Source organism: Bradyrhizobium sp. LTSPM299 (assembly GCF_000938235.1).
Taxonomy (GTDB): Bacteria; Pseudomonadota; Alphaproteobacteria; order Rhizobiales; family Xanthobacteraceae; genus Bradyrhizobium.
This window is the reverse complement of sequence record NZ_JYMU01000085.1, coordinates 1-26,142: the sequence shown is the minus strand read 5'-3', so window position 1 is coordinate 26,142 and position 26,142 is coordinate 1. Positions and strand designations below refer to the sequence as shown.

Sequence of the window (26,142 nt, the reverse complement as noted above, 5' to 3'; positions counted from 1 at the left end):
CGACGCATTCAAACGATCTATATGACGGGCAGAATGTCAAACCATGGAAAAGATGTGACGGCGAGCCCGCACGCCATCCTGGCAGCGGCGGGCGCCTGATGACGCCTCCGCACCCGCATGTGCCCGCGGTCGAGCCGCCCGCGGCCTCCGCGTCGGCCGCAGAGAAGGCCACGCTGATCGGGACGCTCGTCCATCTCTGGCCCTATATCTGGCCCGGCGATCGCGCCGATTTGAAGATGCGGGTCGTCTGGTCGATGGTGCTGTTGCTGTTCGCGAAGCTCGCGACGCTGTCGGTGCCCTTCACCTTCAAATGGGCGATCGATGCGCTGAACGGCACGGGCTCGGCGCCGGTCGCACCGTCGAACTGGATGATCTGGCTGATTGCCTCGCCGCTGCTGATGACGATCAGCTATGGTGCGGTGCGCATCATCATGGCGGTGCTGACGCAGTGGCGTGACGGCATCTTCGCCAGTGTCGCGATGCATGCGGTGCGGCGGCTCGCCTACATCACCTTCGTGCACATGCACGAGTTGTCGCTGCGCTTCCATCTCGAACGCAAGACCGGCGGTCTGACCCGTGTCCTGGAGCGCGGCCGCACCGGCATCGAGACGATCGTGCGGATGGTGATCCTCCAGTTGATCCCCACCATCGTGGAAGTCGGGCTGCTCTCGGCGGTGCTGCTGTGGCAGTTCGACTGGCGCTACGTGCTGGCGGTGCTGATCACAGTCGTCGTGTTCATGTACTTCACCTATATCGCGACCCAATGGCGGATCGAGATCCGCCGCAAAATGAACGATTCCGACACCGAGGCGAACACCAAGGCGATCGACTCGCTGCTCAACTACGAGACCGTGAAATATTTCGGCGCCGAGGAGCGAGAGGCACAGCGCTACGACCGCTCGATGGAGCGCTACGAGCAGGCCAGTGTGAAGACCTACACGTCGCTGGCACTGCTCAACACCGGGCAGGCGATCATCTTCACGGCAGGGCTGACCGCGACCATGCTGATGTGCGCGTTCGGCATCCGCAACGGCACCCACACAGTCGGCGATTTCGTGCTGATCAACTCGATGATGATCCAGCTGTACCAGCCGCTGAATTTCATGGGCATGGTCTATCGCGAGATCAAGCAGGCGATCATCGACATCGAGAAGATGTTCGAGGTGCTGGCGCGCGATGCCGAGGTGAAGGATGCGCCTGGTGCCAAGGCGCTCGCCGTCTCCGCAGGCAGCGTTCGCTTCGAGGACGTCCGCTTTGCCTATGAACCTGAACGGCCGATCCTGAAAGGCCTGAGCTTCGAGGTGCCTGCCGGCAAGACGGTCGCGATCGTCGGCCCCTCCGGCGCCGGCAAGTCGACGATCTCGCGGCTGTTGTTCCGGCTCTATGACGTCTCCGGAGGCCGCATCCTGATCGACGGCCAGGACATCAAATCGGTCACGCAGGCCTCGCTGCGATCGGCGATCGGCATGGTGCCGCAGGACACCGTGCTGTTCAACGACACCATCCGTTACAATATCCGCTACGGCCGCTGGGGCGCCAGCGATGCGGAAGTGGAGGAAGCGGCGGGGCTGGCACAGATCGACAATTTCATCCGGATGTCACCGAAGGGCTATGAAACCCAGGTCGGCGAGCGCGGGCTAAAACTGTCCGGCGGCGAGAAGCAGCGTGTCGCGATCGCGCGCACCGTGCTGAAGGCGCCGCCGATCCTGGTGCTCGACGAGGCGACGTCGGCACTCGACAGCCATACCGAGCACGAGATCCAGGGCGCGCTCGAGCGCGTCTCGCGCAACCGCACCTCGCTGGTGATCGCGCACCGTTTGTCGACCATCGTCGGCGCCGACGAGATCATCGTGCTGGATCAGGGCCAGATCGCCGAGCGCGGCACCCATGCGCGGCTTTTGGCCTCGGGTGGGCTGTATGCCAGTATGTGGAACCGGCAGCGCGAGGCCGAGGAAGCCCGCGAAAAGCTGGCGCAGATCGACGATAACGGCGAGGCGCCGAACCGCCAGCCGCCGTCGGCCGCCGAGCCGGGCCCCGATTCCACCTCCGATCCGGTCGAGAAACCCTTGCCGACCGCCGCGGAATAGTCGAAGTAGGGCGCCTCCGGCCAGAGGGGCGGGAAACCCTGAAGCGAGCTTTGATGTCGATCGCCAACTCCATCCGCGCGCAGATTCCCCCTGTTCACCCCGAGGGCTATCCTTTCATCGGCGGCTTCGCGCTGGCGAGCCTGGTCCTGTTCTGGATCTGGACCCCGCTGGGCTGGATCGGCACGCTGCTCACCGTCTGGTGCGCGCTGTTCTTCCGTGATCCCATCAGAGTGACGCCGGTGCGCGACGGCATCGTGGTGTCGCCGGCCGATGGCCGCGTCTCGATGGTGGTGCAGGCGCTGCCGCCGGCCGAACTCGGCCTCGGCGACAAGCCGCTGCCGCGGGTGTCGATCTTCATGAGCGTGTTCAACTGTCATGTGAACCGCAGTCCGGTGGCCGGCCGCATCGATCGCATCGCCTATCGCCCCGGCGCCTTCATCAACGCCGAGCTCGACAAGGCGAGCGAGGACAATGAGCGCAATTCGCTGGTGATCTCGATGCCGAACGGCCGGATCGGCGTGGTCCAGATCGCCGGGCTCGTGGCGCGGCGGATCGTCTGCTTCGTCAAGGAAGGGCAGTCGATCGGCGGCGGTGAACGCTTCGGCCTGATCCGCTTCGGCTCGCGGCTCGACGTCTATCTCCCCGAGGGCACCAAGGCGCTGGTCTCCGAGGGACAGACCGCGATCGCCGGTGAGACGATTCTCGCGGATTTCAATGGCGCCGATCCCGGGCGGACGTTCCGCGCCGATTAACCGTGTTTTTTGCGGCTAATCAGCCAATTCCCGCCGCAATGGCGGAGGAGGGCGATGCTTGCTATATTGAGCGGGCCATGATGCCGACAGATCCCAGCTCTCCCGAATATCGCCGCCGCCGGTTCCGCCCGATTCCGGTGCGCATGCTGGTGCCGAACATGATCACGCTGCTGGCGATCTGCGCCGGCCTGACCGCGATCCGGCTGTCGACGGAAGGGCGGATGGAGCTTGCGGTCGCCGCGATCGTGTTCGCCGCCGTGCTTGACGGCATTGACGGCCGTGTCGCGCGCATGATCAAGGGCCAGTCGAAATTCGGCGCTGAACTCGATAGTCTCGCCGACTTCGTCAATTTCGGCGTCGCGCCGGGTTTGATCCTGTATTTCTGGCAGCTGCATGAGCTGAACAATGGCGGCTGGATCGCCGCGATGGTGTTCGCGATCTCAGGCGGCCTGCGACTGGCGCGCTTCAATGCCTCGATCGACGACCCGAACAAGCCGGCCTTCGCCGCCAATTATTTCACCGGTGTGCCGGCGCCGGCCGGCGCGATCACCGTGCTGCTGCCGATCTATCTCGCCTTCCTCGGCGTGCCGATGCCGCCAGCGACGCTGACCGCGTTCTACACGCTGCTGATCGCGTTCCTGATGGTGTCGCGGCTGCCGGTGTTCTCCGGCAAGACCGTGAAGATGCGCGTGCCGCCGGAGATGGTGCTGCCGGTGTTCGTCTCGGTGGTGTTCTTTGTCGCGCTGCTGATCGGCTATCCCTGGCACATCCTGTCGGCGGGCACGGTGGCCTATCTGATCAGCCTGCCCTGGGGCTGGAAGTCCTATCGCGACCAGGAGCGCAGCCTTGCTGCACAGGAGCTGGCCGCGCGTGCGCCGGCGCCCGCCGCGGCACCGACTTACGCGCCGCCGGTCGCAAAGACTGACGAAGACGATCGTCCGGCGCACCTGCACTGAGCGCGCTCAGTCAGATATCAGCCATGAGCGTTCCCTGAGTTGGGTTCGCGTCCGATCTCGGCTATAGGCTGAATTCGGCCCGCGAACGCCAAAAATCAGGAGAGAAACGCCGTGACGACAACAGCTTCAGCCCCGCTTCCCGCGTCCGTTCTCGAAGCGCTGGCGCGCTATGACACGCCGACGATCTGCAACGCGATGGAGATCGTGGCGCCGGAGCGGCGCCTGATCGGCTACACGGTGAAGCCGCTGGTCTGTCCGTTTCCGACCCTGCCGCCGATTGTCGGCTATGCCCGTACGGTGGCGATCCGCTCGGTGCTGAAATCCGGGCTGTCGGCCGAAGAGCAGTCGAAGCGCCGCATCGACTATTACGACTATGTCGGCACCGGCTTCGGTCCGCGCATCTCCGTGATCCAGGACATCGACGGCCCCGACGTCGGCTACGGCGCGTTCTGGGGCGAAGTGCAGAGCAGCGTCCATAAGGCATTGGGCTGCCTCGGCGTCATCACCGACGGTTCGATCCGTGACATCCCGCAATGGGCCCCTGGCTTCCAGGCGCTGGCCGGCTCGATCGGCCCGTCGCATGCCTGGGTGCATGCGGAAAGCTTTGGTGGCGAAGTTCGTGTTGCCGGCATGACGGTACGTTCCGACGATTTGATTCACGCCGACAGCCACGGCGCGATCGTGATCCCCTACGAGATCGCGGCGAAGTTGCCCGAAGCGGCCGAGCTGTGCGGTCGCCGCGAGACGCCGATCCTGGAGATCGCGCGCTCGAAGGATTTCTCGCTCGAAAAGCTGAAGGACGCGCTGAAGCGTTCGGCGGAAATCCACTAGAGCATTTCGGTTCTGATTGAATCAGAACCGAAGTTCTAGATTCTTGTTTTGACGCGTTTTCTTCACGCGAACCGGTGTCCACTTCGCACGAAAACGCTCTAACAGAGATCATCGGTCGCTTCGGGCGGTCTGCGCTGCGTGGCATCGTCACGCAGCCGGTCGATCCGCTGCATGATCTCGATAGCAAGATATCCGCCATCGTGGTAGCGATCGCCGACCTGCCGAGCGTCGCTGCCGCAATGCGGACAGGTGATGGTACGGTCGAATACGTAGCGGAGGCACTGGCGGCATAGCACCAGCACTGGCGCAGCCTTGCCTTGTATGGTCATGCGTGCGGGGCTCCGGCCGGAAGCGGCTCTTCGATCAGCGCAAAGCGCCCGGTGGCGAAGGGCAGCGCGGGCGCGTCCTCAATTTTGACGATCCGCTCGCGAATGCCGCGTTCGGCCAGCGTCAAGACGCGGTGATGGCAATAGGGATTGTTGCCGCGGCGGCCGAGCAGCGAGTCGGCTGTCCAGGTGCAGCCGCCACGGCAGGCCTCGGCGTAGTAGCAGTCGCGGCAGAAGCCCCAGAGATCGTCGGTGCCGCGATTGCGGTTGAACTGCAGCGCCGGATGGGTCGCCCACAGTTCCGCGATCGAGGCGCTGCGCACGTCACCGGCGCCGTAGCGGTCGGTCGCCAGCGACGGACATCCCTTCACCGTGCCGTCGGCCTCGAGCCCGATCACATTCTGCCCGGCCGGGCAGCCGCTGTAATAGCCGCGGTCCGGGCCGCGCCATAGCACGTCGTAGGGACCGAAATAGCCGACATTGTTGCCGGGCAGCAGCACCAGATTGCGCTCACGCCCCTTCAGATGCAGCTCAGCCAGCAGCGGCATCAGCGTCGTGAGGTCGTAGGGCTGCAGCAATATGTCGTCGTGATCGACCGCGTTGCCCATCGCGACCGTGAGCTGCACCTGCCAGTATTTTGCGCCGGCATCGATGATGATCTCCATCACCTGCGGAAGCTCGCTCATCACGGCTGAGGTGATCTGGGTGTTGACGCTTGCGGTCAGTCCGAGGCGCCTGCAATCGTCGAGCACGCGCAGCGCCTCGCGATAGGAGCCGCGCACGCCGCGCAGCCGGTCATGCAGCGGCTCTAACCCGTCGACGGAGACGCCGAGACCGAGCAGGCCGGCGTCGGCCGCGGACCGGATCATGTCTCCCGAGAGCTTGTAGCCGCCGGTCTGCATCGTGCAGTCGATGCCGTGGTCGCGGATCGCGCGGATGATGGTCAGCCAGTCCCTGCGGATGAAGGCTTCGCCGCCGATCACGGAGATCTCGCGGGTGCCGAGCTCAGCGAGCTGGCGGATGACGTCGACGCACTCGTCCGTGGTCAGTTCCTTCGCGCGCTTGTGCCCGGCACGCGAGCCGCAATGGATGCATTTCAGGTTGCAGGCCAGCGTGAGCTCCCAGACCACGTAAACCGGCACGCAATCGAGCTGGTCGCTCAGTGACAGCCGCCGTCGCGGCGTGTCGTCGGGAGCCTGGTCCATGATGTGCCGCCTGTGCTTGATCGCCGTTCCGGCCGCGTGCGCGGCAAGGCACCGAGGCGCGGCGCAAGACGCGCCTCGGTGACATGCTGTCTCAGGTCGCCTTGTGTTGCAGCGGCGCTAGCCGCCCTTCGCCGAGATTGCGGTGTCGAGTTCCTTCAGCGACGCCTTGAGGTCGTCGGCGTCCGAGCCGTGGTAATCCTTGAGCAGGTCGTGGCCCACGGTCTTGTAGGCCTTCAATGTGTTGAGGTCGGCATATTTGCACTTGTCGCGAATGATGACGCCGTAGAGCGGGCGGATCGGGCCAGAAGATGCTGCCATTGCATGTCTCCAAATGGGTTGGTTCTTCCAATTGGCAGAGGTGACGGATCACCTCCGTCGGCTTCAGTTCGGTCCCCAATCGCGATACTGCGACCCGATATTTCTGAATGCAACCTAAAAGTTAGTGATGGAACATTGCAGTCTTGACGGTTGTTGGACCGTCGAACCGCCGTGGCAATTCCGGTATGGCGTATTATCTTCGCAATGGCGCAAGAGAAACGACCGAAGGACGATGGCAATGAAGATGGATGGCAAGACCGTGCTGATTACCGGTTCGACCGACGGCGTCGGCCGCTATGTCGCGATGAAACTCGCGGCGGCCGGAGCCAGGGTCCTGATCCACGGCCGCGATACGACGCGCGCGCAAACGCTGGCCGACGAGATCAAGCGGGCCGGCGGAGCTGAGCCGATGTTCTATCAGGCCGATCTTTCCTCGCTCTCCGAGGTCGGTGAATTCGCCGAGGCCGTGCTCGCCGATCAGGAGCGCATCGATGTCTTCATCAGCAACGCCGGCATCGGCTCGCAGAACGCAGGCCCAGAGCGGCAGACCAGCAAGGACGGCCACGAGTTGCGCTTTGCGGTGAACTATCTCGCCGGCTTCCTGCTCGCGCATCTGCTGCTGCCGCGGCTGAAAGCGAGCGCGCCGGCGCGCATCGTCAATGTCGCCTCGCTCGGCCAACACCCGATCGATTTCGACGACGTGATGATCACGCGGAACTATAGCGGCGGCCGTGCCTATTCGCAGAGCAAGCTGTCGCAGATCATGTTCACGATCGATCTTGCCGAACAGCTGCGGGGCACCGGCGTGACGGTGAATTCGCTGCATCCGGCGACTTACATGAACACCACCATGGTGCGCGCAGGCGGCATCACCCCGATCTCGACCGTGGAGCAGGGCGGCGACGCCATCCTGCGATTGGTGCATGGCGACGATGTCGCTGACAGGAGCGGACTGTTCTTCAACGGCATGAACGAGGCGCGCGCCAATCCGCAGGCCTATGATGCCGATGCGCGGAAGCGGCTGCGGGCCTTGAGCCTGAAGCTGACGGGCGTGCCGGGTTGAATGCAAGGGTGGGCAAAGCGAAGCGTGCCCACCATCACGAGCACGGCGCTTGATGCTGGGCACGGCGCTATGCGCCTTTGCCCACTCTACGCATTCACGAGCCCTGCTTCACCTCGGCAGGCTTCGTCGCGAACTGCGGAAACATCTCGGCCACCACGGGACCATCCAGTCGCCACGAATGGCAGCCGCCGACGAAGAACGGTGGCTCCTTGGCCTCCGTCTGGTGGTCGAGCGCGCCGCGGCCTTGCGGGTCCTTGCCTGCGGTCGCCGTCTGGAACAGGGTCGTCACCGCCGGGCCCAACAGCTCGGCGAGATGCGTGCAGGTCTCGAGCTTGCCGATCTTGCGCCGGAGCACGTCGCGCCAGCCCTTGCCGATGCGCTCGCCGACCAGCCGTTGCAAAATGCCCTCGACGTCGAGGCAGGACGGGTAGGGCGTCGAGGCCATCGTGGTGCCGGTCTCGCGGATCGTAAAGCTGTCGTCGACCGCGAGCCGCAGCCGGATGTCGTGCACGGGATCCTCGGGCTGCTGCAGGCCGCGATGACGATCCTGTCGCGGATAGGGCTTGGTGTCGACCAGCCGCGCCTCGACCTCCCAGAGACCATCGTCTCTGAGATAGCCCAGGCATTCGACGGAGCGGCGGTGCATCAGGCGACGGCCCTTGCCGTCGGCATTGCTGTCAGGTGTCGACATCGGAACTCGCAGGAATGAATTGGATCAATCCAATCGGCCGCATGCTCCGATGTCAACGCCCGCTGTCGGCACCGCGCTATGCGGGCACGCAAAGGGGCATTGTCATTCCGGGGCGATGCGAAGCATCGAACCCGGAATCTCGAGATTCCGGGTCTGGTCCTTCGGACCATCCCGGAATGACGGGGTTAGAGTTTGCGCGCGTCAGCTCACACGCCGCTCGCGGTTCTCCCAATACGGCTTGCGCAGCTCCCGCTTCAATATCTTGCCGGCACCGGAGAGCGGCAGCGGTGTCGAGGTAATGTCGACGCTGCGCGGGCATTTGTAGCCAGCGATCAGCGTCTTGCAGTGCTCCATGAGCTCCTCCGGCGTGGCACCGGCGCCGCCCTTCATCACCACGACGGCATGGACCTGCTCGCCCCAGCGCTCGCTCGGGATGCCGATCACGGCGCATTGCGCTACGGCTGGATGCTGGGCGAGGGCGTTCTCGACCTCGGCTGAATAGACATTCTCGCCGCCGGAGATGATCATGTCCTTGACGCGGTCCACGACGTAGACATAGCCGTCCGCGTCCATGTAGCCGCCGTCGCCGGTGTGCATCCAGCCGTCGATCACGGCACGCGCGGTCTCCTCGGGCCGCTCCCAGTAGCCCATCATCACCATATCGCCGCGCACCGCGATCTCGCCGACGGTGCCCAACGGCACGACCTTGTCCTCCGCATCGACGATCTTCACTTCGGCGCCAAGGGTGGCGCGTCCGGCGCCGCGATGCCGGCCCTTGGCGCGGCCGTCGCCGATATGTTCTCTCCAGTGCAGGATGGTCGCGATCGGCGACAGCTCGGTCATGCCATAGGCCTGCGTGAACTCGACATGCGGCAGAGCCTTCATCGCACGCATCAGCACGGCGTCGCTGATCACGGAGGCCCCGTAGGAGATCCGCTTCAGCGACGACAGGTCGTAATTGCCGAGCGTCGGGTGATCGACGAACATCTGGATCATCGTCGGCACCAGCAGCACGTCGGTGACGCGCTCTCTCTGCACCGCGGCCGCGACGCCGTCGGGCGTAAAGCCCTGGATCACGACGTTGGAGCCGCCCGACAGCAGAACCGAATACATCGCCGCACCATTGGCGAGGTGGAACATCGGCGCCGCATGCAGATAGACCGATGTGCCCGGCCACAGACCTTCGCCGAGCGCATTCAGCGCGTTGGCCATCAGATTGCCGTGGCTCAGCATCACGCCCTTGGAGCGGCCGGTGGTGCCGCCGGTGTAGAAGATGCCGGCGAGATCGTCGCGCTTGCGCATCGCATCCGGAACAGGCTCGCTGCGCGCGATCAGCGCCTCGTAATTCTCCATGCCTTCAGGCGTCTCGCCTTCATCGGCATAGACCAGCTTCAGCTCGGGGATCGCCTTGGCCAGCGTCGCGCCGACCGGCGCAAACGCCTTGTCGACGAACAGGATAGTTGCGCGGCAATCGCGCATCGCGTCCTCGTTTTCGAGCTGAGACCAGCGGATATTCAGCGGCACGATCACCGCGCCGGCCCAGCCGACGGCAAGATAAAGCTCGAGATAACGGTCGGAGTTCAGCGACAGGATTGCGACGCGGTCGCCATCCTTGGCGCCAAGTCCGCGGATCGCTGCGGCGAGGCGGGCGACGCGTGCGCCGACCTCGCCCCAGTTGCGGCGCCGCTCACCGCAGACGACCGCGAGCCCGTTTGGATTGACCTGCAGCGCGCGCCGCAGTCCGTGCGTGATGTTCACTCCCGTCCTCCCTTGGTGCGTTTCCCTTGCGCGGCGGTTTGTCCGCCTTCTTTCGCATTGATGGCGTGGCGATTCCCTCGGTGAGGCGGATCGCGAATTGTTCGGCCACGGCGTCTCCGGTCATCGGACCGCCCGGCTGGAACCAGTGGCCGATCCAGTTCAGCGAGCCCGCGATCGCAAACGCCGAGAGTTTCGGGTCACAGGGCTTGATCGTGCCGTCCGATATCCCGTCGCAGATGTAGTCGCGGAAGGCACGGTCGATCTTCTTCTTGGCGGTGTTGACGACCTTGCGATTGTGTTCGGTGAGGTCGCGGACGTCGAAGCGGACCAGGCTCTTGCCGTAGTCCGTCGTCATCACTTCGGCATAGCGGACGATCAGCTTGCGCAGCTTGTCGAGCCCCTTGCCGCCGCCGGCCGCGATCTCGGTGATGCAGTCGTCGACCCGCTCGTTGCCGATCGCCCAGCACTCGAACAGGATCTCGTCCTTGCCGCCGAAGTAATTGTAGAGCGCGGGCTTGGTGATGTTGAGCCGCTCAGCAACGTCGTTGAGCGTGGTGCGGTGGTAACCCTGCTCGAGGAACAGTGCGACGGCCGTGCGCAGCACCGCCTCGCGCTTCTCGTCGCGCGCGCGCCGGCGGGTCTCAAAAGGCAGCCAGGGCGACTGGTGATTGGCGGGTGAGCGGGCGTCCATGTCGTAAGGCCGGTTTGTCGCGAGGTGAGTGTCGCATTGACTCGGAGGGCACGTCCCGTATATTACCCACGGGTAATAAATAGTCCAGCGGGTAATCTTCGGGAGGACAACAATGACGTCACGCACCTATGTGGCCGGGGTCGGCATGATCCCGTTCGTCAAGCCAGGGGCCAATGCGCCGTATCACGTGATGGGCGCGGAGGCCGCGAAGCTTGCGCTGGCTGACGCTGGGCTCGATTACGGCAAGGTGCAGCAAGCCTATGTCGGCTACGTCTATGGCGACTCCACCTGCGGACAGCGTGCGCTCTATCCGGTCGGCATGACCGGCATCCCGATCGTCAACGTCAACAACAACTGCTCGACCGGGTCGACCGCGCTGTTCCTGGCGCGGCAGGCGATTGAATCCGGTGCGGCCGATTGCGTGATGGCGCTCGGCTTCGAGCAGATGAAGCCGGGAGCATTAGGGGCCGTGTTCACCGATCGTCCCAGCGCCTTCGATGATTTCGATGCCGCTGCCGACAAGCTCGTCGATGCCCCCGGCGTGCCGCTGGCGCTGCGCTATTTCGGCGGCGCGGGCCTCAGCCACATGACAAAATACGGCACGCCGCTGTCGGCCTTCGCCAAGGTGCGCGCGAAGGCGAGCCGGCATGCCAAGAACAATCCGCTGGCGCTGTTCCGCAAGGAAGTCACGGCCGACGACGTCTTGAACGATCAGGTGATCTGGCCGGGCGTCATGACGCGGCTGATGGCGTGCCCGCCGACCTGTGGCGCCGCAGCGGCGATCCTGGTCTCGGAGAAATTCGCCGAGCAGCACGGCCTCAACAAGCAGGTCAAAATCGCCGCGCAGGCGATGACGACGGATACGCCGTCGACCTTCGGTGCCGCTGACATGATGCAGGTGGTCGGCTACGACATGGCGCGCGATGCGGCGAAGAAAGTCTATGAGGCCGCCGGTATCGGCCCTGATGATCTCGACGTCGTCGAGCTGCATGACTGTTTCGCGCACAACGAGCTCATCACCTATGAGGGGCTCGGCCTTTGCCCGGAAGGCGAAGCCGCGCGCTTCATTGATGACGGCGACAACACCTATGGCGGCAAGTTCGTGACAAATCCGTCCGGTGGCCTGCTGTCGAAGGGGCATCCGCTCGGCGCCACCGGTCTGGCGCAATGCTACGAGCTGACGCGGCAGTTGCGCGGCACGGCAGCGACCACCCAGGTCGAGGGCGCACGGCTCGGCCTGCAGCACAATCTCGGCCTCGGCGGCGCTTGCGTCGTGACGCTGTACGAACGCGTCTGAGGGCAGCCCATGGTCGATCAATCCGCCGTCGGGCGGATGTTTACGCCCGTCACCGCGCGCGTCGAGCCGGGGCGTCTGCGCTTCTTCCTCGATACGCTCGGCGAGCGCAATCCGGTCTATCGCAATGAGGCGGCGCCGGTGCCGCCGACTTACCTGTTCTGCCTGGAGATGATGGACGCATCAGAGCCGTTCGAATTCCTGAACACGCTCGACATCGATCTCGCCCGCGTGCTGCATGGAGAACAGCGCTTCGACTATCACGCGCCCGTTGTCGTTGGCGACACGCTGACCTTCAGGTCCCGCGTCGAAAGCGTCACCGACAAGAAGGGCGGGGCGATGACGCTGATCGTGGTCGAGACTGCGGTCACTAACCAGAACGGCGCCCATGTCGCCGACACCTCGCGCACCATCGTGGTGCGCAATGCGAGGCCGTCATGAGCGCGAATTCTCCATCAATCGGCGAATGCCTTGTCCACAAGGAGTTTCCCGCGATCACCCGCCACCGCCTCGCACTGTATTGCGGCGCTTCCGGCGACCATAATCCGATCCATGTCGATCTCGACTTCGCGAAGGCCGCCAGCTTCCCCGACGTGTTCTCGCACGGCATGCTCGTCATGGGCTATCTCGGCCAGGCGCTGACGGACGCCGTCGCGCCATCGCGCATCCGCTCGTTCTCGACGCGCTTCGCCGCCATCACGCAGCTCGGGGCCAAGCTGACCTGCGAGGGTGTTGTGACCGAGCTGATGGAGCAGGGCGGCGAGAAACGGGCAAAGCTCGCGCTCACGACAAAAGACCAGAACGGCGAGATCAAGCTCGCCGGGGAAGCTGTTATCGCGGTGTAGCGCGGCGAGAAGGCCGTGCTGCGACCGCAACGGGACTGCGTTCCCTCTCCCGCTCTTGCGGGGAGAGGGTTGGGGTGAGGGGCTGCTTCCGAGAGCTCTGCAAGCGGTGAGACCTGTACCCCTCGCCCGGAACGCATCTAACGATGCGTTCCGACCTCTCCCCGCAGGCGGGGCGAGGTAAAGCAGAGCCAACCGAGATTGTTTTGAGGGAGAAACCATGTCGAAACTAAAAGGCAAAGTGGCGCTCGTCTCCGGTTCGGGCCGCGGCATCGGGCGGGCGATTGCGCTGAAGCTTGCGAGCGAAGGTGCGCGCGTCGTGGTCAACGATCTCGATGCCGAGCCGGGCGACGCCGTCGTGGCCGAGATCAAGGCCGCGGGCGGCGAGGCTGTCGCGGTCAATGGCAGCGTCACCGAGGCGGGCTTTGCCGATCGTTTTGTCAGTGCTGCGCTGGAGAAGTTCGGTGGCCTCGACATCATCGTCAACAACGCGGGCTACACTTGGGACTCGACGATCCAGAAGATGAGCGACGAGCAGTTCCAGGCGATGCTCGACGTCCATCTCGTAGCACCCTTCCGTCTGCTGCGCGCGGCGTCGGAGCCGATCCGGGTGATGGCGAAGAAGGAGGCCGAGGCCGGCCGCGAGGTGTTCCGCAAGGTCGTCAACATCTCCTCGATCGCGGGCCTCTACGGCAATGCCGGGCAGGCGAGCTATTCGTCGGCGAAGGCGTCGCTGATCGGGCTGACGCGCACGATGTGCAAGGAGTGGGGCCGCTACAAGGTCAACGTCAATTGCGTCGCCTTCGGCCTGATCAACACCCGCCTGACCCAGCCGATCGAGACGCAGCAGACAACCATCGACGTCGCCGGCCGCGACATCAAGGTCGGCGTGCAGCCGCAGATGCTGGAAGCGATGGGCCGGATGATCCCGCTCGGTCGCGGCGGCACGCCCGAAGAGGCGGCGGACGCGGTCTATCTGTTTTGTTCGCCGGAATCGAACTACATCAGCGGTCAGGTGATCGTCGCCGGCGGCGGTTTGATTGTCTAGTCTCGCTGCATCAAGAAGCTTCGTTGCGTCCCCTCGTCATTGCGAGGAGCGATAGCGACGAAGAAATCCATCGGTGCGCATATGCCGTGCGATGGATTGCTTCGCTCCGCTCGCAATGACGGGGATAGCATCGCGGTATATCGGCATAAGCCGCTTATGACGCAGTGAGACCAACAAAGAGGGAATGATGCACTACCGATCGTCCTGGATGACCGAGGAGCTGGACACGTTCCGTGACCAGTTCCGCAAATTCCTCGCCAAGGATCTGGCGCCGCACGCCGAGAAATGGCGCCAGCAGAAGCTGGTCGACCGCTCGGCGTGGCGCGCGCTCGGCGAGATGGGCGCGCTGCTGACCAGTGTTCCAGAGGCCTATGGCGGCCTCGGCGCCACCTTCGCCTATGACGCGGCGGTGCTCGAGGACCTCGAGAGCACGGTGCCGGAGTTGACCACCGGCGTCTCCGTGCACAGCGCGATCGTCGCGCATTACATCGTCAATTACGGCTCGGAGGAGCAGAAGACGCGCTGGCTGCCGAAGATGGCGTCGGGCGAGATGGTCGGCGCCATCGCGATGACCGAGCCCGGCACCGGTTCCGATTTGCAGGCCGTCAAGACTACCGCCAAAAGACAAGGCAATTCCTACTTCATCAACGGCCAGAAGACTTTTATCACCAACGGGCAGGCCGCCGATCTCGTCATCGTGGTGGCACGCACCGGCGGCGCCGGCTCGAAAGGCATCTCGCTGATCGTCGTCGAGACTGAGGGCGCCGAGGGCTATCGGCGCGGGCGCAACCTCGACAAGATCGGGCTCCACGCCTCGGATACCTCGGAGCTGTTTTTCGACAACGTCACGGTGCCGCCGGAAAACCTGCTCGGCAACGAGGAGGGCAACGGCTTCGTGCAACTGATGCAGCAACTGCCGCAGGAGCGGCTGTCGCTCGCAGTCGGCGCGGTGGCTTCGATGGAGCGCGCGGTCAAGATCACCGCCGATTACACCAAGGAGCGTACTGCGTTCGGCAAGCCGCTGATCGAATTCCAGAACACCGCGTTCAAGCTCGCCGAACGCAAGACCGAGGCGATGATCGCGCGCGTCTTCGTCGACTGGTGCGTCGAGCGCCTGGTCGCCGGCGACCTCGACACCGTCACGGCGTCGATGGCGAAGTGGTGGTGCTCGCAGAAACAGGTCGAGACCGCGGACGAATGCCTGCAGCTGTTCGGCGGCTACGGCTACATGCAGGAATATCCGATCTCGCGGATGTTCATCGATTCCCGGATCCAGAAGATCTACGGCGGCACCAACGAGATCATGAAGCTCTTGATTGCGCGCTCGCTTTAGCGGTCATTCCGGGGCGGCTCGAAGAGCCGAACCCGGAATCTCGAGATTCCGGGTCTGGTTCTTCGGACCATCCCGGAATGACGGGAATCACCCGGCCCCGTGAAACCGGCTGAGGAACGCCTTTAGCCGCTCGCTCTTCGGCTGGCGGATGATCTCGTCGGCGGTGCCGACTTCGGCCATGACGCCGTCATTCATGAAGCCGACCCGGCTCGACACGTCGGCGGCAAAGGCCATTTCGTGCGTCACCAGCACCAGGGTCATGCCCTCGGCGGCGAGGTTGCGGATCACGGCGAGAACCTCGCCGACCAATTCAGGATCGAGCGCGGAGGTCGGCTCGTCGAACAGCATCACCTCGGGCTTCATGGCGAGCGCGCGCGCGATTGCGACGCGCTGCTTCTGGCCGCCGGACAGCCGGCTCGGATAGGCATCGGCCTTGTCGGCGAGGCCGACCTTGGCCAAGAGGTCGCGGCCGAGCGCATCGGCCTCGGCCTGCGACAGGCCCTTCACCTGCACCGGCCCTTCGGTGAGATTGCGCAGCACCGACATGTGCGGGAACAGGTTGAAGTGCTGGAACACCATGCCGACGTTCTGGCGCAATTGCGCAAGCTGCGCGTCGGCAGGCGCGCGAAGGCCGGTGCCGAAGGTGAAGCGATGCGTACCGATCGCAAGCTCGCCCTGCTGCGGCATCTCGAGCAAATTGAGGCAGCGCAGGAAGGTCGACTTGCCGGAGCCGCTGGCGCCGATCAGGGTTACCACCTCGCCACGCGACACCGCAAGCGAGGCGCCCTTCAGCACCAGGTTGTCGCCGAACGACTTGTGGATGTTGCAGGCGGCCAGCGTCGCGCCGTCGGCGGTCATCGGTGCGCTCCCAGCCTGAGCTCGATCTGGTCGGCGATCAAGGTGAGCGGAAACAGCACCGCGAAATACAGCACCGCGATCGTCGAGTAGACCTCGAGCGGCCGGTAGCTCGTCGCCGTGATCACCGAGCCCTGGTAGAGCAGGTCGCCGACCGCGACCACCGAGACCAGCGAGGTGTTCTTCAGTTGCATGATGGTCTGGTTGATGAAGGAGGGGATCATCACCTGGATCGCCTGCGGCAGCACGATGCGCCGGAAAATCTTGCCGCGCCGCATGCCGATGGCGCGTCCGGCCTCCCACTGGCCTTTATCGACAGCCTCGATGCCGCCGCGGAAGATCTCCGCATAGAACGAGCCGGCGTAGAGCGAGAGCGTGACGAAGCAGGCCATCGCCGGCGACATATCGACGCCGATCAGCACGGGCAGGGCGTAGTAGACCCAGACCAGCTGTACCAAGAGCGGGGTGCAGCGGAACACTTCGATGTAGAAGCGTAACGGCATCGTGATCCAGCGCGGCGAATTGGTGCGCAGGATGCCGACGACGAGCCCGATCACGAGTCCGGCGACCACCGTGGTCACCGTATAGAAGATGGTGACCAGCAGGCCCTGCCAGATCAGGGGCCAGTAGGGCTTGAGCGCCGCGAAATCCCAGACGTACATTGGCGGTCAGAACTGCACTTCGGGCGGGATGTCGTCCGGGGCGAGGCCAACCGCATCAAAGCCCTTCAGCATCCATTCGCGGGTCTGGCCGAGGGTGCGGTTGTAGTCGGCCCAGGCGCTGAGAAAATCCTTGTAGCGGCGATCGGACTCGGCGCGGATTCCCATGTTGGTCGGCAGCGTCAAGAGCGGCCGCGGGATCGCGAGCTCGCCGAGATTGGGGTTCTTCTTCAGCGTCGACACCGAGAGCACCGCCAACGACACGTTGCAGTCGGCACGGCCGGTGGCGACCGCCAGGATCGCCTCGTCGCGGTTCTTGAAGCCGAGGATGGTCGCCTTCGGGCAATAGCGTCGCGCGATCAGCTCATGCGTCGAGCCGATGTCGACTGCGATCTTCACCTCGGGCTTGTTGATCTCGGCCCAGGTCTGCGGCTTGGCAAAGCCCTTCTTGGTGATGACGGTGAAGGCGTGCACCAGGATCGGGGTGGAGAAGTCGATGACCAGCGAGCGCTCCGGCGTCGGGTTGACGGCGAAGGCGAGGTCGACCTTGCCGCCCTGCAGATCGAGGATCTGGTTGCCCCAGGTCGATTCCAGCGTCTCGACCTTGGCGCCGAGCTTGGAGGCGATGTCGTTGGCCATGTCGATGCAGGCGCCCGACCACTGGCCGCTGGCGAGGTCCTTGTGGAAGTAGGGCTCCTGGCCGACGATCACGGCGACCCGCAGCACGCCGCTCTTCTTGATGCGCTCGAGCGTCGATTCCGGCGCCGTATCGGCCTTGACTGATGCGGTCGTAGCAATCGCGGCGGCGCCCGCCAGTGCCACGGTGGTGAGTGCGTTCCTGCGATTCATGTCAGTCCTCGTCCTCTCTTGCGGATGCGTTCAGCATTCTGGGCTGGACTATTTCTGTATTCAGCCTAAAATGCAATCCAGTATTTTGATTTGCTGACCATTTGAGCGGCAAAGGCATAGAATGCCCAATCGCTCGGCAAGGCTTCAGGTGGGCAGCTAAAATCCTTCACCGAAGGGGGTTGCAAATGGCATTCAATCCTGAATACAAGATTGAACGCAGTCAAGTGCGGCTTTCGGATCGTCACCCGCGCCGCTCAGGCGAAGACCCGCCGCTGCCCTGTTCATGATTTGGAAGGAGAGGCCTGTGCGCGCTCTATTCGTCGATGCCAACGACACGCTGGCGGCGGTCACTGAAAAGCTGCTGGGCTCGCAAGGCCTGCCCGTCGCCATTAACCGCAATGCGGGCATCAGGCCCGACGATCTGCCCGGCCTGCTCGACGGCGCCGAGATCATGATCGTCGATCACACCGCGGTGCCGACCGCGATCGCCGCCAAATGCAGCGGGCTCAAGCACGTCGTGTTCCTCGGCACCGGCGCGCGCAGCTACATGAATCCGGACGAGCTTGGCGAGCACGGCATCGCGGTCCACACCATCAAGGGCTATGGCGACACGGCCGTGGCCGAATGCGCGATCGCGCTGATGTGGGCGTCGTCGAAGAGCTTTGGCGAGATGGATCGCGGCATGCGCGCCGGCAACTGGCTGCGCCGCGACGCCCTTCAACTCACCGGCAAGACGCTCGGGCTGATCGGCTTCGGCGGCATCGCCGCGGAAGCCGCGCGCATGGCGATCGGCTGCGGCATGAAGGTGCTGGCCTGGAACCGGACGGCGAAGGCGCATCCCGGCGTCGAGTTCGTGCCGCTCGAGCGTCTGCTCGCCGAGAGCCATGTCGTCTCGCTGCATCTGCTGCTCAGCGACGACACCAAGAATTTCCTGTCCCGCGAGCGGATCGCCGCAATGCGTCCCGGCGCCATCCTGATCAACACCGCGCGTGGTGCGCTGGTCGATGAGGACGCCATGATCGACGCATTGCGCTCGGGCCACATCGCCCATGCCGGCCTCGACGTCTTCACCGTCGAGCCGCTGCCGGCCGGCCATGTGCTGACCACGCTGCCGAACGTGACGCTGTCGGCGCATTCGGCGTTCCGCACCCCCGAGGCGAGCGACAATCTGATCGACGCCGCGCTCGAGCATTGCCGCCGCATCATCGCGACCGGCCGCTGACTTCATCCGAACCAACAGGAATCTCGCATGTCCGACATCACCCGCATCGACCAGAATGCGCGCCGCAGCCGCGCCAGCGTGTTCGGCGATCTCGTCTTCCTCGCCGGCCAGGTCGCCGACACGAAGACCGCTGACATCGCCCAGCAGACGCGCGAGGCGCTCGCCAAGGTCGACGACATGCTGGCGCAGGCCGGCACCGACAAGTCGCGCCTGCTCAGCGTGCAGGTCTGGCTCAAGAGCATGGACGATTTCGCCGCGATGAACGCGGTCTATGACGCCTGGGTGGTGCCGGGCAATGCGCCGACCCGCGCCTGCGGCAAGGTCGAACTCGCCGATCCCGCTTTTCGCATCGAGGTCATCGCAATCGCCGCGCGTCGCTGATGCATCGGAGCTTTCAGTGACCGTCCAGGAAACGCCATCGAGCTTCCGCCCCGCCCAGCGCATCGGCGCGGTCGGCGTGTCCGAGATCCTCAAGATCGGTGCCGTCGCGCAGCGGTTGAAGCGGGAAGGGCGGCCGGTGATCATTCTCGGCGCCGGCGAGCCGGATTTCGACACGCCCGACCACGTCAAGGCCGCCGCCGAACAGGCGATCCGCGCCGGCCAGACCAAATACACGATCCTCGACGGCACGCCCGAGCTGAAGTCCGCGATCGCTGCGAAGTTCCGCCGCGAGAACCGCGTCGATTATGCCAGTGACGAGATCACGGCCGGCGCCGGCGCCAAGCAGGTGATCCACAACGCCTTCATGGCGACGCTCAGTCCGGGTGACGAGGTGATTCTCGCCGCGCCGTATTGGACCAGCTACGCCGACATGGTGAAGATCGCCGACGGCACGCCGGTTGACGTCGCCTGCCGCCAGGACAACGGCTTTCGTCTCGATGCCGATGATCTCGAACGCGCGATCACGCCGCGGACGCGCTGGCTGCTGTTGAACTCGCCGTCCAATCCAACCGGTGCGGCGTATTCCGAAGCGCAATTGCGCCCGATCCTCGACGTGCTGTTGCGCCACCCGCAGGTCTGGCTGATGTCAGACGATATCTACGAGCACCTGACCTATGACGGCATGCCCTTCGTCACCGCGGCAGCGCTCGAGCCTCGGTTGAAGTCGCGCACGCTGACCGTCAACGGGGTTTCAAAAGCCTATGAGATGACCGGCTGGCGCATCGGTTATGGCGGCGGCCCGCGCGAGCTGATCGCGGCAATGGCCGTGGTGCAGAGCCAGAGCACCACCAATCCGTCCTCGGTGAGCCAGGCCGCGGCGATTGCGGCGCTGACCGGGCCGCAAGGTATCCTGGTCGAACGCCGCGACGCCTTCCAGCGCCGTCGCGACCTCGTGGTCGGCGCGCTCAATGCGATCGAGGGCGTGAGCTGCCGCCGGCCGGAGGGCGCGTTTTATACCTTCGCAAGCTGCGCCGGCCTGATCGGGCGGCGGACGCCCGGCGGCGGGCCAATCGACAGCGACAGCAGCTTTTGCCGCTATTTGCTGGAACAGCATGACGTCGCCGTAGTCCCCGGCAGTTGCTTCGGCCTTGCGCCGTATTTCCGTCTATCCTACGCAACCTCGGACCAAAATCTGCGCGAAGCGCTCAACCGTATCGCCAAAGCCTGCAGGGAGCTGTCATGACTAAAACCAACGCCCGCACCGGGGGCCAGATCCTCATCGACCAGCTGGTCGCCCAAGGCGTCGAGCGCGTCACCTGCGTGCCCGGAGAAAGCTATCTCGCGGCCTTGGACGCGCTGCATGACAGCCCGATCGACGTCGTGATCTGCCGCGCCGAAGGGGGCGCGGCGATGATGGCGGAAGCCTATGGCAAGCTCACGGGACGCCCCGGCATCTGTTTCGTCACCCGCGGCCCCGGCGCGACCAATGCCGCCCATGGCGTGCACATCGCGATGCAGGACTCGACCCCGATGATCCTGTTCGTCGGCCAGGTCGACACCGCCATGCGCGAGCGCGAGGCGTTCCAGGAGCTCGACTACAAGGCAGTGTTCGGACCGATGGCGAAATGGGCGGTCGAGATCGATTCGCCCGACCGCATTCCGGAACTGGTCGCACGCGCCTTCCGCGTCGCGCTGCAGGGACGCCCAGGTCCGGTCGTGATCGCGCTGCCGGAGAACATGCTGACCGAGACCGCGGCGGTCGCCGATGCGCCGCGCGTCGAGCCGGCGGTGAGCTGGCCGGCGCCGTCAGACCTCGAACGCGTCGGCGCGATGCTCGCGGGCGCCAAGGCGCCGATCGTGATCCTCGGCGGCTCCGGCTGGACCGCTGATGCCGCCAAGGGCATCGCGCGCTTTGCCGAGCGCTTCGATCTGCCTGTGACGACTTCGTTCCGCCGCGCCTCGCTGTTCGACGCCGATCATTCGCATTATGCCGGCGATCTCGGTATCGGGCCGAGCCCCAAGCTGAAGGATCGCATCACCGGCGCCGACGTGATCCTTTTGATCGGCGGCCGCATGTCGGAAATGCCGTCGTCGTCCTACACTTTGTTCGATATTCCGGTGCCGAGCCAGAAGCTCATTCACGTGCACCCGGGATCAGAAGAGCTCGGCCGCATCTATCAGCCGGCGCTCGCGATCCAGGCGACGCCGGCCGCGTTCGCCGCCGCGGTCGAGACGATGAAGCCATCAGCCGCTCCGGCCTGGAAGGGCGAAGCCGCCAAGGCGCATGCGGATTATCTGGCCTGGACCGACAAACCGCGCGAACTGCCCGGCAACTTCCAGTACGGTCAGGTCATGACGTGGCTGCGCGATCGGCTTCCCAAAGATGCGATCGTCTGCAACGGCGCCGGCAATTACGCCGGCTGGATTCATCGCCACCATCGCTTCCACGCCTTCGCCACCCAGCTCGCGCCGACCTCGGGCTCGATGGGCTATGGCGTGCCGGCGGCGGTGCTGGCCAAGCGGCAGTTTCCCGATCGCGTCGTCGTTGCCTTCGCCGGTGACGGCTGCTTCCTGATGAACGGGCAGGAGTTTGCCACCGCCGTGCAGTACGACGCGGCGCTGATCGTCGTCGTGATCGACAACGGCCAATACGGCACCATCCGCATGCATCAGGAGCGCGACTATCCCGGCCGCGTCGTCGGCACGCAGCTCAAGAACCCGGATTTCGCCCTTTACGCCAAGGCATTCGGCGGCCATGGCGAGCGGATCGAGCGCACCGAGGAGTTCGCGCCCGCCTTCGAGCGCGCGCTGGCGTCCGGCAAGCCTGCGATCCTGCATTGCCTGGTCGATCCGCGCGCGATGTCGGTGGGCAAGGATTTCGTGCCCGAGGAGGCGAAGCGCTGATGACCGGCGCGGGCCGCCACGTTGCGATCATCGGCGCCGGCGCGGTCGGCGTGATCAGCGCCATCGAGGCGCTGCGCGAGGGCCATCGCGTCACGCTGATCGATCCCGGCGAGCCCGGTGGTGAGCAGGCCGCGAGCTACGGCAATGCCGGCTGGCTGTCGTCGCATTCGGTGATCCCGCCGGCCGAGCCCGGCACCTGGAAGAAGGTCCCGGGTTATCTGATGGACCCGATGGGGCCGCTCGCGATCCGCTGGTCGTATCTGCCGAAGGCCTTGCCGTGGCTGATCAAGTATCTGCTGTCGAGCTGGACCGAGGCTCAGGTCGAGGCCACGGCGCGGGCGCTGCGCGATCTCCTCAAGGATGCGCCATCGCTGCACAAGCAACTGGCGGACGAAGCCGGCGTCCCCGAACTGATCGAGCGTCGCGGAGTGATGCATGTGTATCCCTCGCGCGCGCCGTTTGATAGGGATCTCGGCTGGCGCATCCGCAAGCGCGTCGGCATCGAATGGCTCGAGCTCGACGAAGACGAGATGCGCCAGCGCGAGCCGGATCTCGATCCGCGCTACAAGTTCGGCGTCGTGGTCGAGGAGGCCGGCCGTTGCCGCGATCCCGGCAGCTATGTTGCAGCGCTTGCGGCACACGCGATCGCCAACGGCGCCGTGCGCGTTACCGCCAAGGCGACCGGTCTCGGGCTCGATGGCAACAAGCTCGTCGCCGTCATCACCGACAGCGGCGAGATCGCCTGCGATGCGGCTGTCGTGGCCGCCGGCGCGCGCTCGAAACAGCTCTCCGCGTCGATCGGCGATCCGCTGCCGCTGGAAACCGAGCGCGGCTATCACGTCATGATCGAGAATCCGGAATCTGGTCCGCGCAACTCGATGATGGCGTCGGATGCCAAAATGGTCGTCAACTGGACCGACAAGGGCCTGCGCGCCGCTGGCACCGTGGAGATCGCGGGCCTCGACGCCGCGCCGAACTGGAAGCGCGCCGAGATCCTGCGCGACAACCTCCTCAGCATGTTCCCGAAACTGCCGAAGGACATTCCGGCCTCGCGCATCAAAACCTGGTTCGGTCATCGCCCGAGCATGCCGGACGGCCGTCCCTGCATCGGCTATGCGCGCGCCACGCGCGACGTGGTCTACGCCTTCGGCCATGGCCATGTCGGCCTGGTCGGCTCGGCTCGCACCGGCCGGCTGGTCGCGCAATTGCTCAGCGGCAAGCCGTCGGAAATCCCGCTTCAACCTTTCGCACCCTCCCGCTTCCTCTGAGGCATCGACGCCATGACGTACCCTGCGAATTCTTCCCGTATCGCCCGCGGCGGCAAGGCGCTCTATGGCGCGCCGCTCGGCATCCTGATGCTGGAGGCGCGCTTTCCCCGGATTCCCGGCGACATGGGCAATGGCACCACCTGGCCGTTCCCGGTGCTGTATCGTGTGGTGAGCGGGGCGTCGCCCGAGAAGGTCGTGCTCAAGGGCGCGGCCGGCCTGCTGCCTGACTTCATCGATGCCGCCAAGGACCTGGTGCGGCTCGGCGCCGAAGCCATCACCACCAATTGCGGCTTCCTGGCGCTGTTCCAGAAGGAACTCGCGGCCGCCGTCGGCGTGCCGGTCGCAACCTCGTCGCTGATGCAGGTGCCGTGGGTGCAGGCGACGCTGCCGCCGGGCAAGCGCGTCGGTCTCGTCACCGTGTCGGGCTCGACCCTGTCGCCGGCGCATCTCGCAGGCGCCGGCGTGCCGCTCGATACGCCGCTGGTCGGCACCGAGAACGGCAAGGAATTCTTCCGCGTGCTGATCAAGGCCGAGAAGGACGACATGGACATCGCCCAGGCCGAACGCGATGTCGTCGAGGCCGGCAAGGAGTTGGTCGCCCGCCACCCCGATGTCGGCGCCATCGTGCTCGAATGCACCAATATGCCGCCTTACGCTGCCGCGCTGCAGGCCGAGGTCGGGCTGCCCGTCTACGACATCTATTCGATGATCACCTGGTTTCACGCCGGCCTGCGCCCGCGTGTCTTTGGGTGATAGTATCGTGGTGTAATCTCGATTCCCTTCAACCATGAAGACACCAGTGGACCTCAGCTCCGACAGCATCGTCGATCGCGTCTACGAGCAGCTCAAGGCGATGGCGATCAGCTATGAGTTCAAGCCGGGCGAACGGCTGAACGAGGGCGAGCTGGCCAAGCGGCTCGGCGTCAGCCGCACGCCGCTGCGCGAGGCGTTGAACCGGCTGAACACCGAAGGCTTCCTGCGCTTCATGCCCGGTAAGGGCTTCTTCTGCCGCGAGCTCGACGCCCACGAGATCTTCGATCTCTATGAACTGCGCAAGTCGCTGGAGATCGCCTCGGTTCGGCTGGCGATCAAGCGCGCCAGGGATGAGGACATCGACGCGCTGCTGGCGTTCCTGCAGGCCACCGGTCCCGATCCCGGCGAGCGATCGTCGGTCGAACTGGTCGAGCTCGACGAGACCTTCCACGAGCGGCTGATGGCAATGTCCAACAATGCCGAGATGCTGCGCGTGCTGCGCAACGTCAATGCGCGGATTCGTTTCGTGCGCTGGATCGACATGGACCGCATCAACCGCTCCAACACCCAGGCCGAACATCGCGCCGTCGTCGAGGGCCTGAAGGCGCGCGACGAGGAGACCTGCGTCTCCGTGCTCGAGAAGCACATCGACCGCCGCCTCGACCGCATCACCTCGGCGATCAAGGAAGGCTACGCCCAGATCTACATGCCGGCGGCGCGATCGGGGGCGAACTGACCGACAGACCCTTTTAGCACTACTTTGGCAGATTTTGGCGATTGATTGGCGAAACTGGATTCCCGAATCAGATTTTCAATGATTCATGGGTGGTCGGCTTTGGAGGGCCGACCATGGTGGACACGAAGTCGAAGTGGGAAGACGAGCTTGGGCGCTGGCTCAAGCCATTCCTGGATCGTTTAGGTCACAAGGCGCGGCGGCGGATGTGTCCGCTTTATATCTCGGGATTGATTGGACCGGGCGATCGCAAGAGCGTCCAGCCAATGGCGGCGCGGCTGGCACCGGGCGAGTATGACCAGTTGCACCATTTCATCGCTGATGGCCTCTGGGATGCGGCGCCATTGGAGGCAGAATTGCTCGTTCAGGCCGATCGCCTGGTCGGCGGCAAAGATGCGGTGCTGGTCATCGACGACACGGCGATGCCGAAGAAGGGCGATCGTTCGGTTGGCGTCGCTCCACAATATGCCTCGTCTCTCGGCAAGACGGCTAATTGCCAAACATTGGTGTCGCTGACGCTTGCGCGGGGTGAAGTGCCGGTCATGGTGGCATTACGTCTCTTCGTTCCCGAGAGTTGGACGAGCAATCCGGTGCGTTTGAAGCGTGCGGGCGTTCCTGTAGAGTACCGCGCAGCGCGGACCAAGCCAGAGATCGCCTTGGCGGAGATCGATCGCGTGATGGCAGCCGGTATGCGCTTTGGCTGTGTGCTGGCCGATGCCGGTTACGGCCTCAGCGCGCCGTTCCGTCAGGGGCTCACGACACGCGGCCTGGCCTGGGCCGTCGGTATCCCTCGTCATCAGAAGGTTTATCCGGTGGAGGTTAAATTGATCTGGCCGGTCGCCGGTCGAGGTCGTCCCCGCAAGCGGCACATTCCCGACGTATTGTCGACGGCGGCCGAAGACATGCTGGCCAATGCTAAGTGGCAAAATGTGAGTTGGCGAAACGGGACCAAGGGCCGGCTGGAAGCTCGCTTCGCCGCGGTTCGCGTGCGAACCGCTGATGGACCTCCGCAGCGGATCAAGGACATGGGCCAGCAGCATCTTCCGGGGGACGAAGCCTGGCTCATCGGCGAACACAGGACGTCGGGAGAGAAGAAATATTATCTCGCCAATATGCCGGCCAAGACGAATCTGCGCACGTTAGCTGCTACGATCAAAGCTCGATGGATTTGCGAACAGGCCCATCAGCAGCTGAAAGAGGAACTCGGGCTTGATCACTTCGAGGGACGATCCTGGCAGGGCCTTCATCGTCATGCGCTCATGACTATGATCGCTTACGCATTCCTCCAGCATCGCCGTCTCGCACAAGCGGGGCGGAAAAAAA

Annotated in this window: 27 protein-coding genes; 18 read left to right on the top strand and 9 right to left on the bottom strand. The window is 64.7% G+C overall.

Annotated features, from left to right (window positions below):
- Positions 1-98 precede the first annotated feature (98 nt).
- The 4 genes from UP10_RS35915 (at position 99) to UP10_RS35900 (ending at position 4,626) form a co-directional block, all read left to right on the top strand.
- Complete coding sequence (locus UP10_RS35915; protein ID WP_044591910.1) at positions 99-2,087, top strand: ABCB family ABC transporter ATP-binding protein/permease; 1,989 nt, start codon at positions 99-101, stop codon at positions 2,085-2,087.
- Positions 2,088-2,137: 50 nt separating this feature from the next.
- Positions 2,138-2,839: a phosphatidylserine decarboxylase gene (locus UP10_RS35910; protein ID WP_283805949.1), complete on the top strand. Its 702-nt coding sequence runs from the start codon at positions 2,138-2,140 to the stop codon at positions 2,837-2,839.
- Positions 2,840-2,919: 80 nt separating this feature from the next.
- The gene (gene pssA / locus UP10_RS35905; protein ID WP_044592226.1) at positions 2,920-3,795 is read left to right on the top strand and encodes a CDP-diacylglycerol--serine O-phosphatidyltransferase; all 876 of its coding nucleotides are present in this window, start codon (positions 2,920-2,922) and stop codon (positions 3,793-3,795) included.
- Positions 3,796-3,906: 111 nt separating this feature from the next.
- On the top strand, positions 3,907-4,626 hold the full coding sequence (locus tag UP10_RS35900) for an RraA family protein (protein ID WP_044591909.1): 720 nt from the start codon (positions 3,907-3,909) through the stop codon (positions 4,624-4,626).
- Positions 4,627-4,724: 98 nt separating this feature from the next.
- Here UP10_RS35900 and UP10_RS42395 read toward each other — a convergent pair whose 3' ends face one another.
- From UP10_RS42395 to UP10_RS35890, 3 genes are all read right to left on the bottom strand, one after another.
- A complete protein-coding gene (locus UP10_RS42395; RefSeq protein ID WP_050043970.1) occupies positions 4,725-4,955 on the bottom strand; it encodes a hypothetical protein in 231 nt (76 codons plus the stop codon).
- The gene (locus UP10_RS35895; protein WP_050043969.1) at positions 4,952-6,157 is read right to left on the bottom strand and encodes a radical SAM/SPASM domain-containing protein; all 1,206 of its coding nucleotides are present in this window, start codon (positions 6,155-6,157) and stop codon (positions 4,952-4,954) included. Before UP10_RS35895 ends, UP10_RS42395 begins: the two co-directional genes overlap by 4 nt.
- Positions 6,158-6,274: 117 nt before the next feature.
- Positions 6,275-6,475, bottom strand: coding sequence for a hypothetical protein (locus tag UP10_RS35890; protein ID WP_044536717.1), 201 nt, complete (start codon positions 6,473-6,475; stop codon positions 6,275-6,277).
- A 238-nt stretch (positions 6,476-6,713) separates the two neighbouring features.
- On the opposite strand from UP10_RS35890, the gene UP10_RS35885 reads away from it, so the two are divergent.
- On the top strand, positions 6,714-7,538 hold the full coding sequence (locus tag UP10_RS35885; protein WP_044592225.1) for an SDR family NAD(P)-dependent oxidoreductase: 825 nt from the start codon (positions 6,714-6,716) through the stop codon (positions 7,536-7,538).
- Positions 7,539-7,632: 94 nt separating this feature from the next.
- On the opposite strand, the gene UP10_RS35880 is transcribed toward UP10_RS35885, so the two are convergent.
- The 3 genes from UP10_RS35880 to UP10_RS35870 form a co-directional block, all read right to left on the bottom strand.
- Positions 7,633-8,229, bottom strand: coding sequence for a DUF2889 domain-containing protein (locus tag UP10_RS35880; RefSeq protein WP_044591908.1), 597 nt, complete (start codon positions 8,227-8,229; stop codon positions 7,633-7,635).
- A 201-nt stretch (positions 8,230-8,430) separates the two neighbouring features.
- The gene (locus UP10_RS35875) at positions 8,431-9,987 is read right to left on the bottom strand and encodes a long-chain-fatty-acid--CoA ligase (protein WP_044591907.1); all 1,557 of its coding nucleotides are present in this window, start codon (positions 9,985-9,987) and stop codon (positions 8,431-8,433) included.
- Positions 9,917-10,678 (bottom strand): TetR/AcrR family transcriptional regulator, encoded by a 762-nt coding sequence (locus UP10_RS35870; RefSeq protein ID WP_044591906.1) that lies wholly within the window; start codon positions 10,676-10,678, stop codon positions 9,917-9,919. Before UP10_RS35870 ends, UP10_RS35875 begins: the two co-directional genes overlap by 71 nt.
- Positions 10,679-10,790: 112 nt before the next feature.
- Here UP10_RS35870 and UP10_RS35865 point away from each other — a divergent pair, with 112 nt between their 5' ends.
- From UP10_RS35865 to UP10_RS35845, 5 genes are all read left to right on the top strand, one after another.
- Positions 10,791-11,975: a lipid-transfer protein gene (locus UP10_RS35865; RefSeq protein ID WP_044591905.1), complete on the top strand. Its 1,185-nt coding sequence runs from the start codon at positions 10,791-10,793 to the stop codon at positions 11,973-11,975.
- 9 nt (positions 11,976-11,984) lie between these two features.
- On the top strand, positions 11,985-12,413 hold the full coding sequence (locus UP10_RS35860) for a MaoC family dehydratase N-terminal domain-containing protein (protein ID WP_044591904.1): 429 nt from the start codon (positions 11,985-11,987) through the stop codon (positions 12,411-12,413).
- Positions 12,410-12,817: a MaoC family dehydratase gene (locus UP10_RS35855; RefSeq protein WP_044591903.1), complete on the top strand. Its 408-nt coding sequence runs from the start codon at positions 12,410-12,412 to the stop codon at positions 12,815-12,817. Before UP10_RS35860 ends, UP10_RS35855 begins: the two co-directional genes overlap by 4 nt.
- A 217-nt stretch (positions 12,818-13,034) precedes the next feature.
- Complete coding sequence (locus UP10_RS35850) at positions 13,035-13,862, top strand: SDR family NAD(P)-dependent oxidoreductase (RefSeq protein WP_044591902.1); 828 nt, start codon at positions 13,035-13,037, stop codon at positions 13,860-13,862.
- A 187-nt stretch (positions 13,863-14,049) separates the two neighbouring features.
- Entirely contained in the window at positions 14,050-15,195 is a 1,146-nt protein-coding gene (locus UP10_RS35845) for an acyl-CoA dehydrogenase family protein (protein WP_044592224.1), read from the top strand.
- A gap of 87 nt (positions 15,196-15,282) precedes the next feature.
- On the opposite strand, the gene UP10_RS35840 is transcribed toward UP10_RS35845, so the two are convergent.
- The 3 genes from UP10_RS35840 to UP10_RS35830 are packed head-to-tail and all read right to left on the bottom strand — an operon-like array spanning position 15,283 to position 17,558.
- Positions 15,283-16,053, bottom strand: coding sequence for an amino acid ABC transporter ATP-binding protein (locus UP10_RS35840; protein ID WP_044591901.1), 771 nt, complete (start codon positions 16,051-16,053; stop codon positions 15,283-15,285).
- On the bottom strand, positions 16,050-16,712 hold the full coding sequence (locus UP10_RS35835) for an amino acid ABC transporter permease (protein ID WP_044591900.1): 663 nt from the start codon (positions 16,710-16,712) through the stop codon (positions 16,050-16,052). The genes UP10_RS35840 and UP10_RS35835 overlap by 4 nt, the downstream gene beginning before the upstream one ends.
- A gap of 6 nt (positions 16,713-16,718) precedes the next feature.
- A complete protein-coding gene (locus UP10_RS35830; protein WP_044591899.1) occupies positions 16,719-17,558 on the bottom strand; it encodes a transporter substrate-binding domain-containing protein in 840 nt (279 codons plus the stop codon).
- Positions 17,559-17,862: 304 nt separating this feature from the next.
- Between UP10_RS35830 and UP10_RS35825 the strand changes: the two genes are divergently transcribed.
- From UP10_RS35825 to UP10_RS35790, 8 genes are all read left to right on the top strand, one after another.
- Entirely contained in the window at positions 17,863-18,780 is a 918-nt protein-coding gene (locus tag UP10_RS35825; RefSeq protein ID WP_044591898.1) for an NAD(P)-dependent oxidoreductase, read from the top strand.
- A gap of 27 nt (positions 18,781-18,807) precedes the next feature.
- The gene (locus tag UP10_RS35820; protein ID WP_044591897.1) at positions 18,808-19,161 is read left to right on the top strand and encodes a RidA family protein; all 354 of its coding nucleotides are present in this window, start codon (positions 18,808-18,810) and stop codon (positions 19,159-19,161) included.
- Positions 19,162-19,177: 16 nt separating this feature from the next.
- Positions 19,178-20,404 carry a pyridoxal phosphate-dependent aminotransferase gene (locus UP10_RS35815; RefSeq protein ID WP_044591896.1) on the top strand — a complete coding sequence of 409 codons (1,227 nt, stop codon included), beginning with the start codon at positions 19,178-19,180 and terminating at the stop codon, positions 20,402-20,404.
- The gene (locus tag UP10_RS35810) at positions 20,401-22,065 is read left to right on the top strand and encodes a thiamine pyrophosphate-binding protein (RefSeq protein WP_044591895.1); all 1,665 of its coding nucleotides are present in this window, start codon (positions 20,401-20,403) and stop codon (positions 22,063-22,065) included. Before UP10_RS35815 ends, UP10_RS35810 begins: the two co-directional genes overlap by 4 nt.
- Positions 22,065-23,333 (top strand): NAD(P)/FAD-dependent oxidoreductase, encoded by a 1,269-nt coding sequence (locus UP10_RS35805; protein ID WP_044591894.1) that lies wholly within the window; start codon positions 22,065-22,067, stop codon positions 23,331-23,333. The genes UP10_RS35810 and UP10_RS35805 overlap by 1 nt, the downstream gene beginning before the upstream one ends.
- Before the next feature lie 12 nt (positions 23,334-23,345).
- Positions 23,346-24,086: an aspartate/glutamate racemase family protein gene (locus UP10_RS35800; protein WP_044591893.1), complete on the top strand. Its 741-nt coding sequence runs from the start codon at positions 23,346-23,348 to the stop codon at positions 24,084-24,086.
- Positions 24,087-24,120: 34 nt separating this feature from the next.
- On the top strand, positions 24,121-24,822 hold the full coding sequence (locus tag UP10_RS35795; protein WP_044591892.1) for a GntR family transcriptional regulator: 702 nt from the start codon (positions 24,121-24,123) through the stop codon (positions 24,820-24,822).
- Between the two features lie 113 nt (positions 24,823-24,935).
- Positions 24,936-26,142, top strand: a 1,207-nt coding sequence (locus UP10_RS35790; RefSeq protein ID WP_044591034.1) for an IS701 family transposase, incomplete at its 3' end; no start/stop codon positions are given.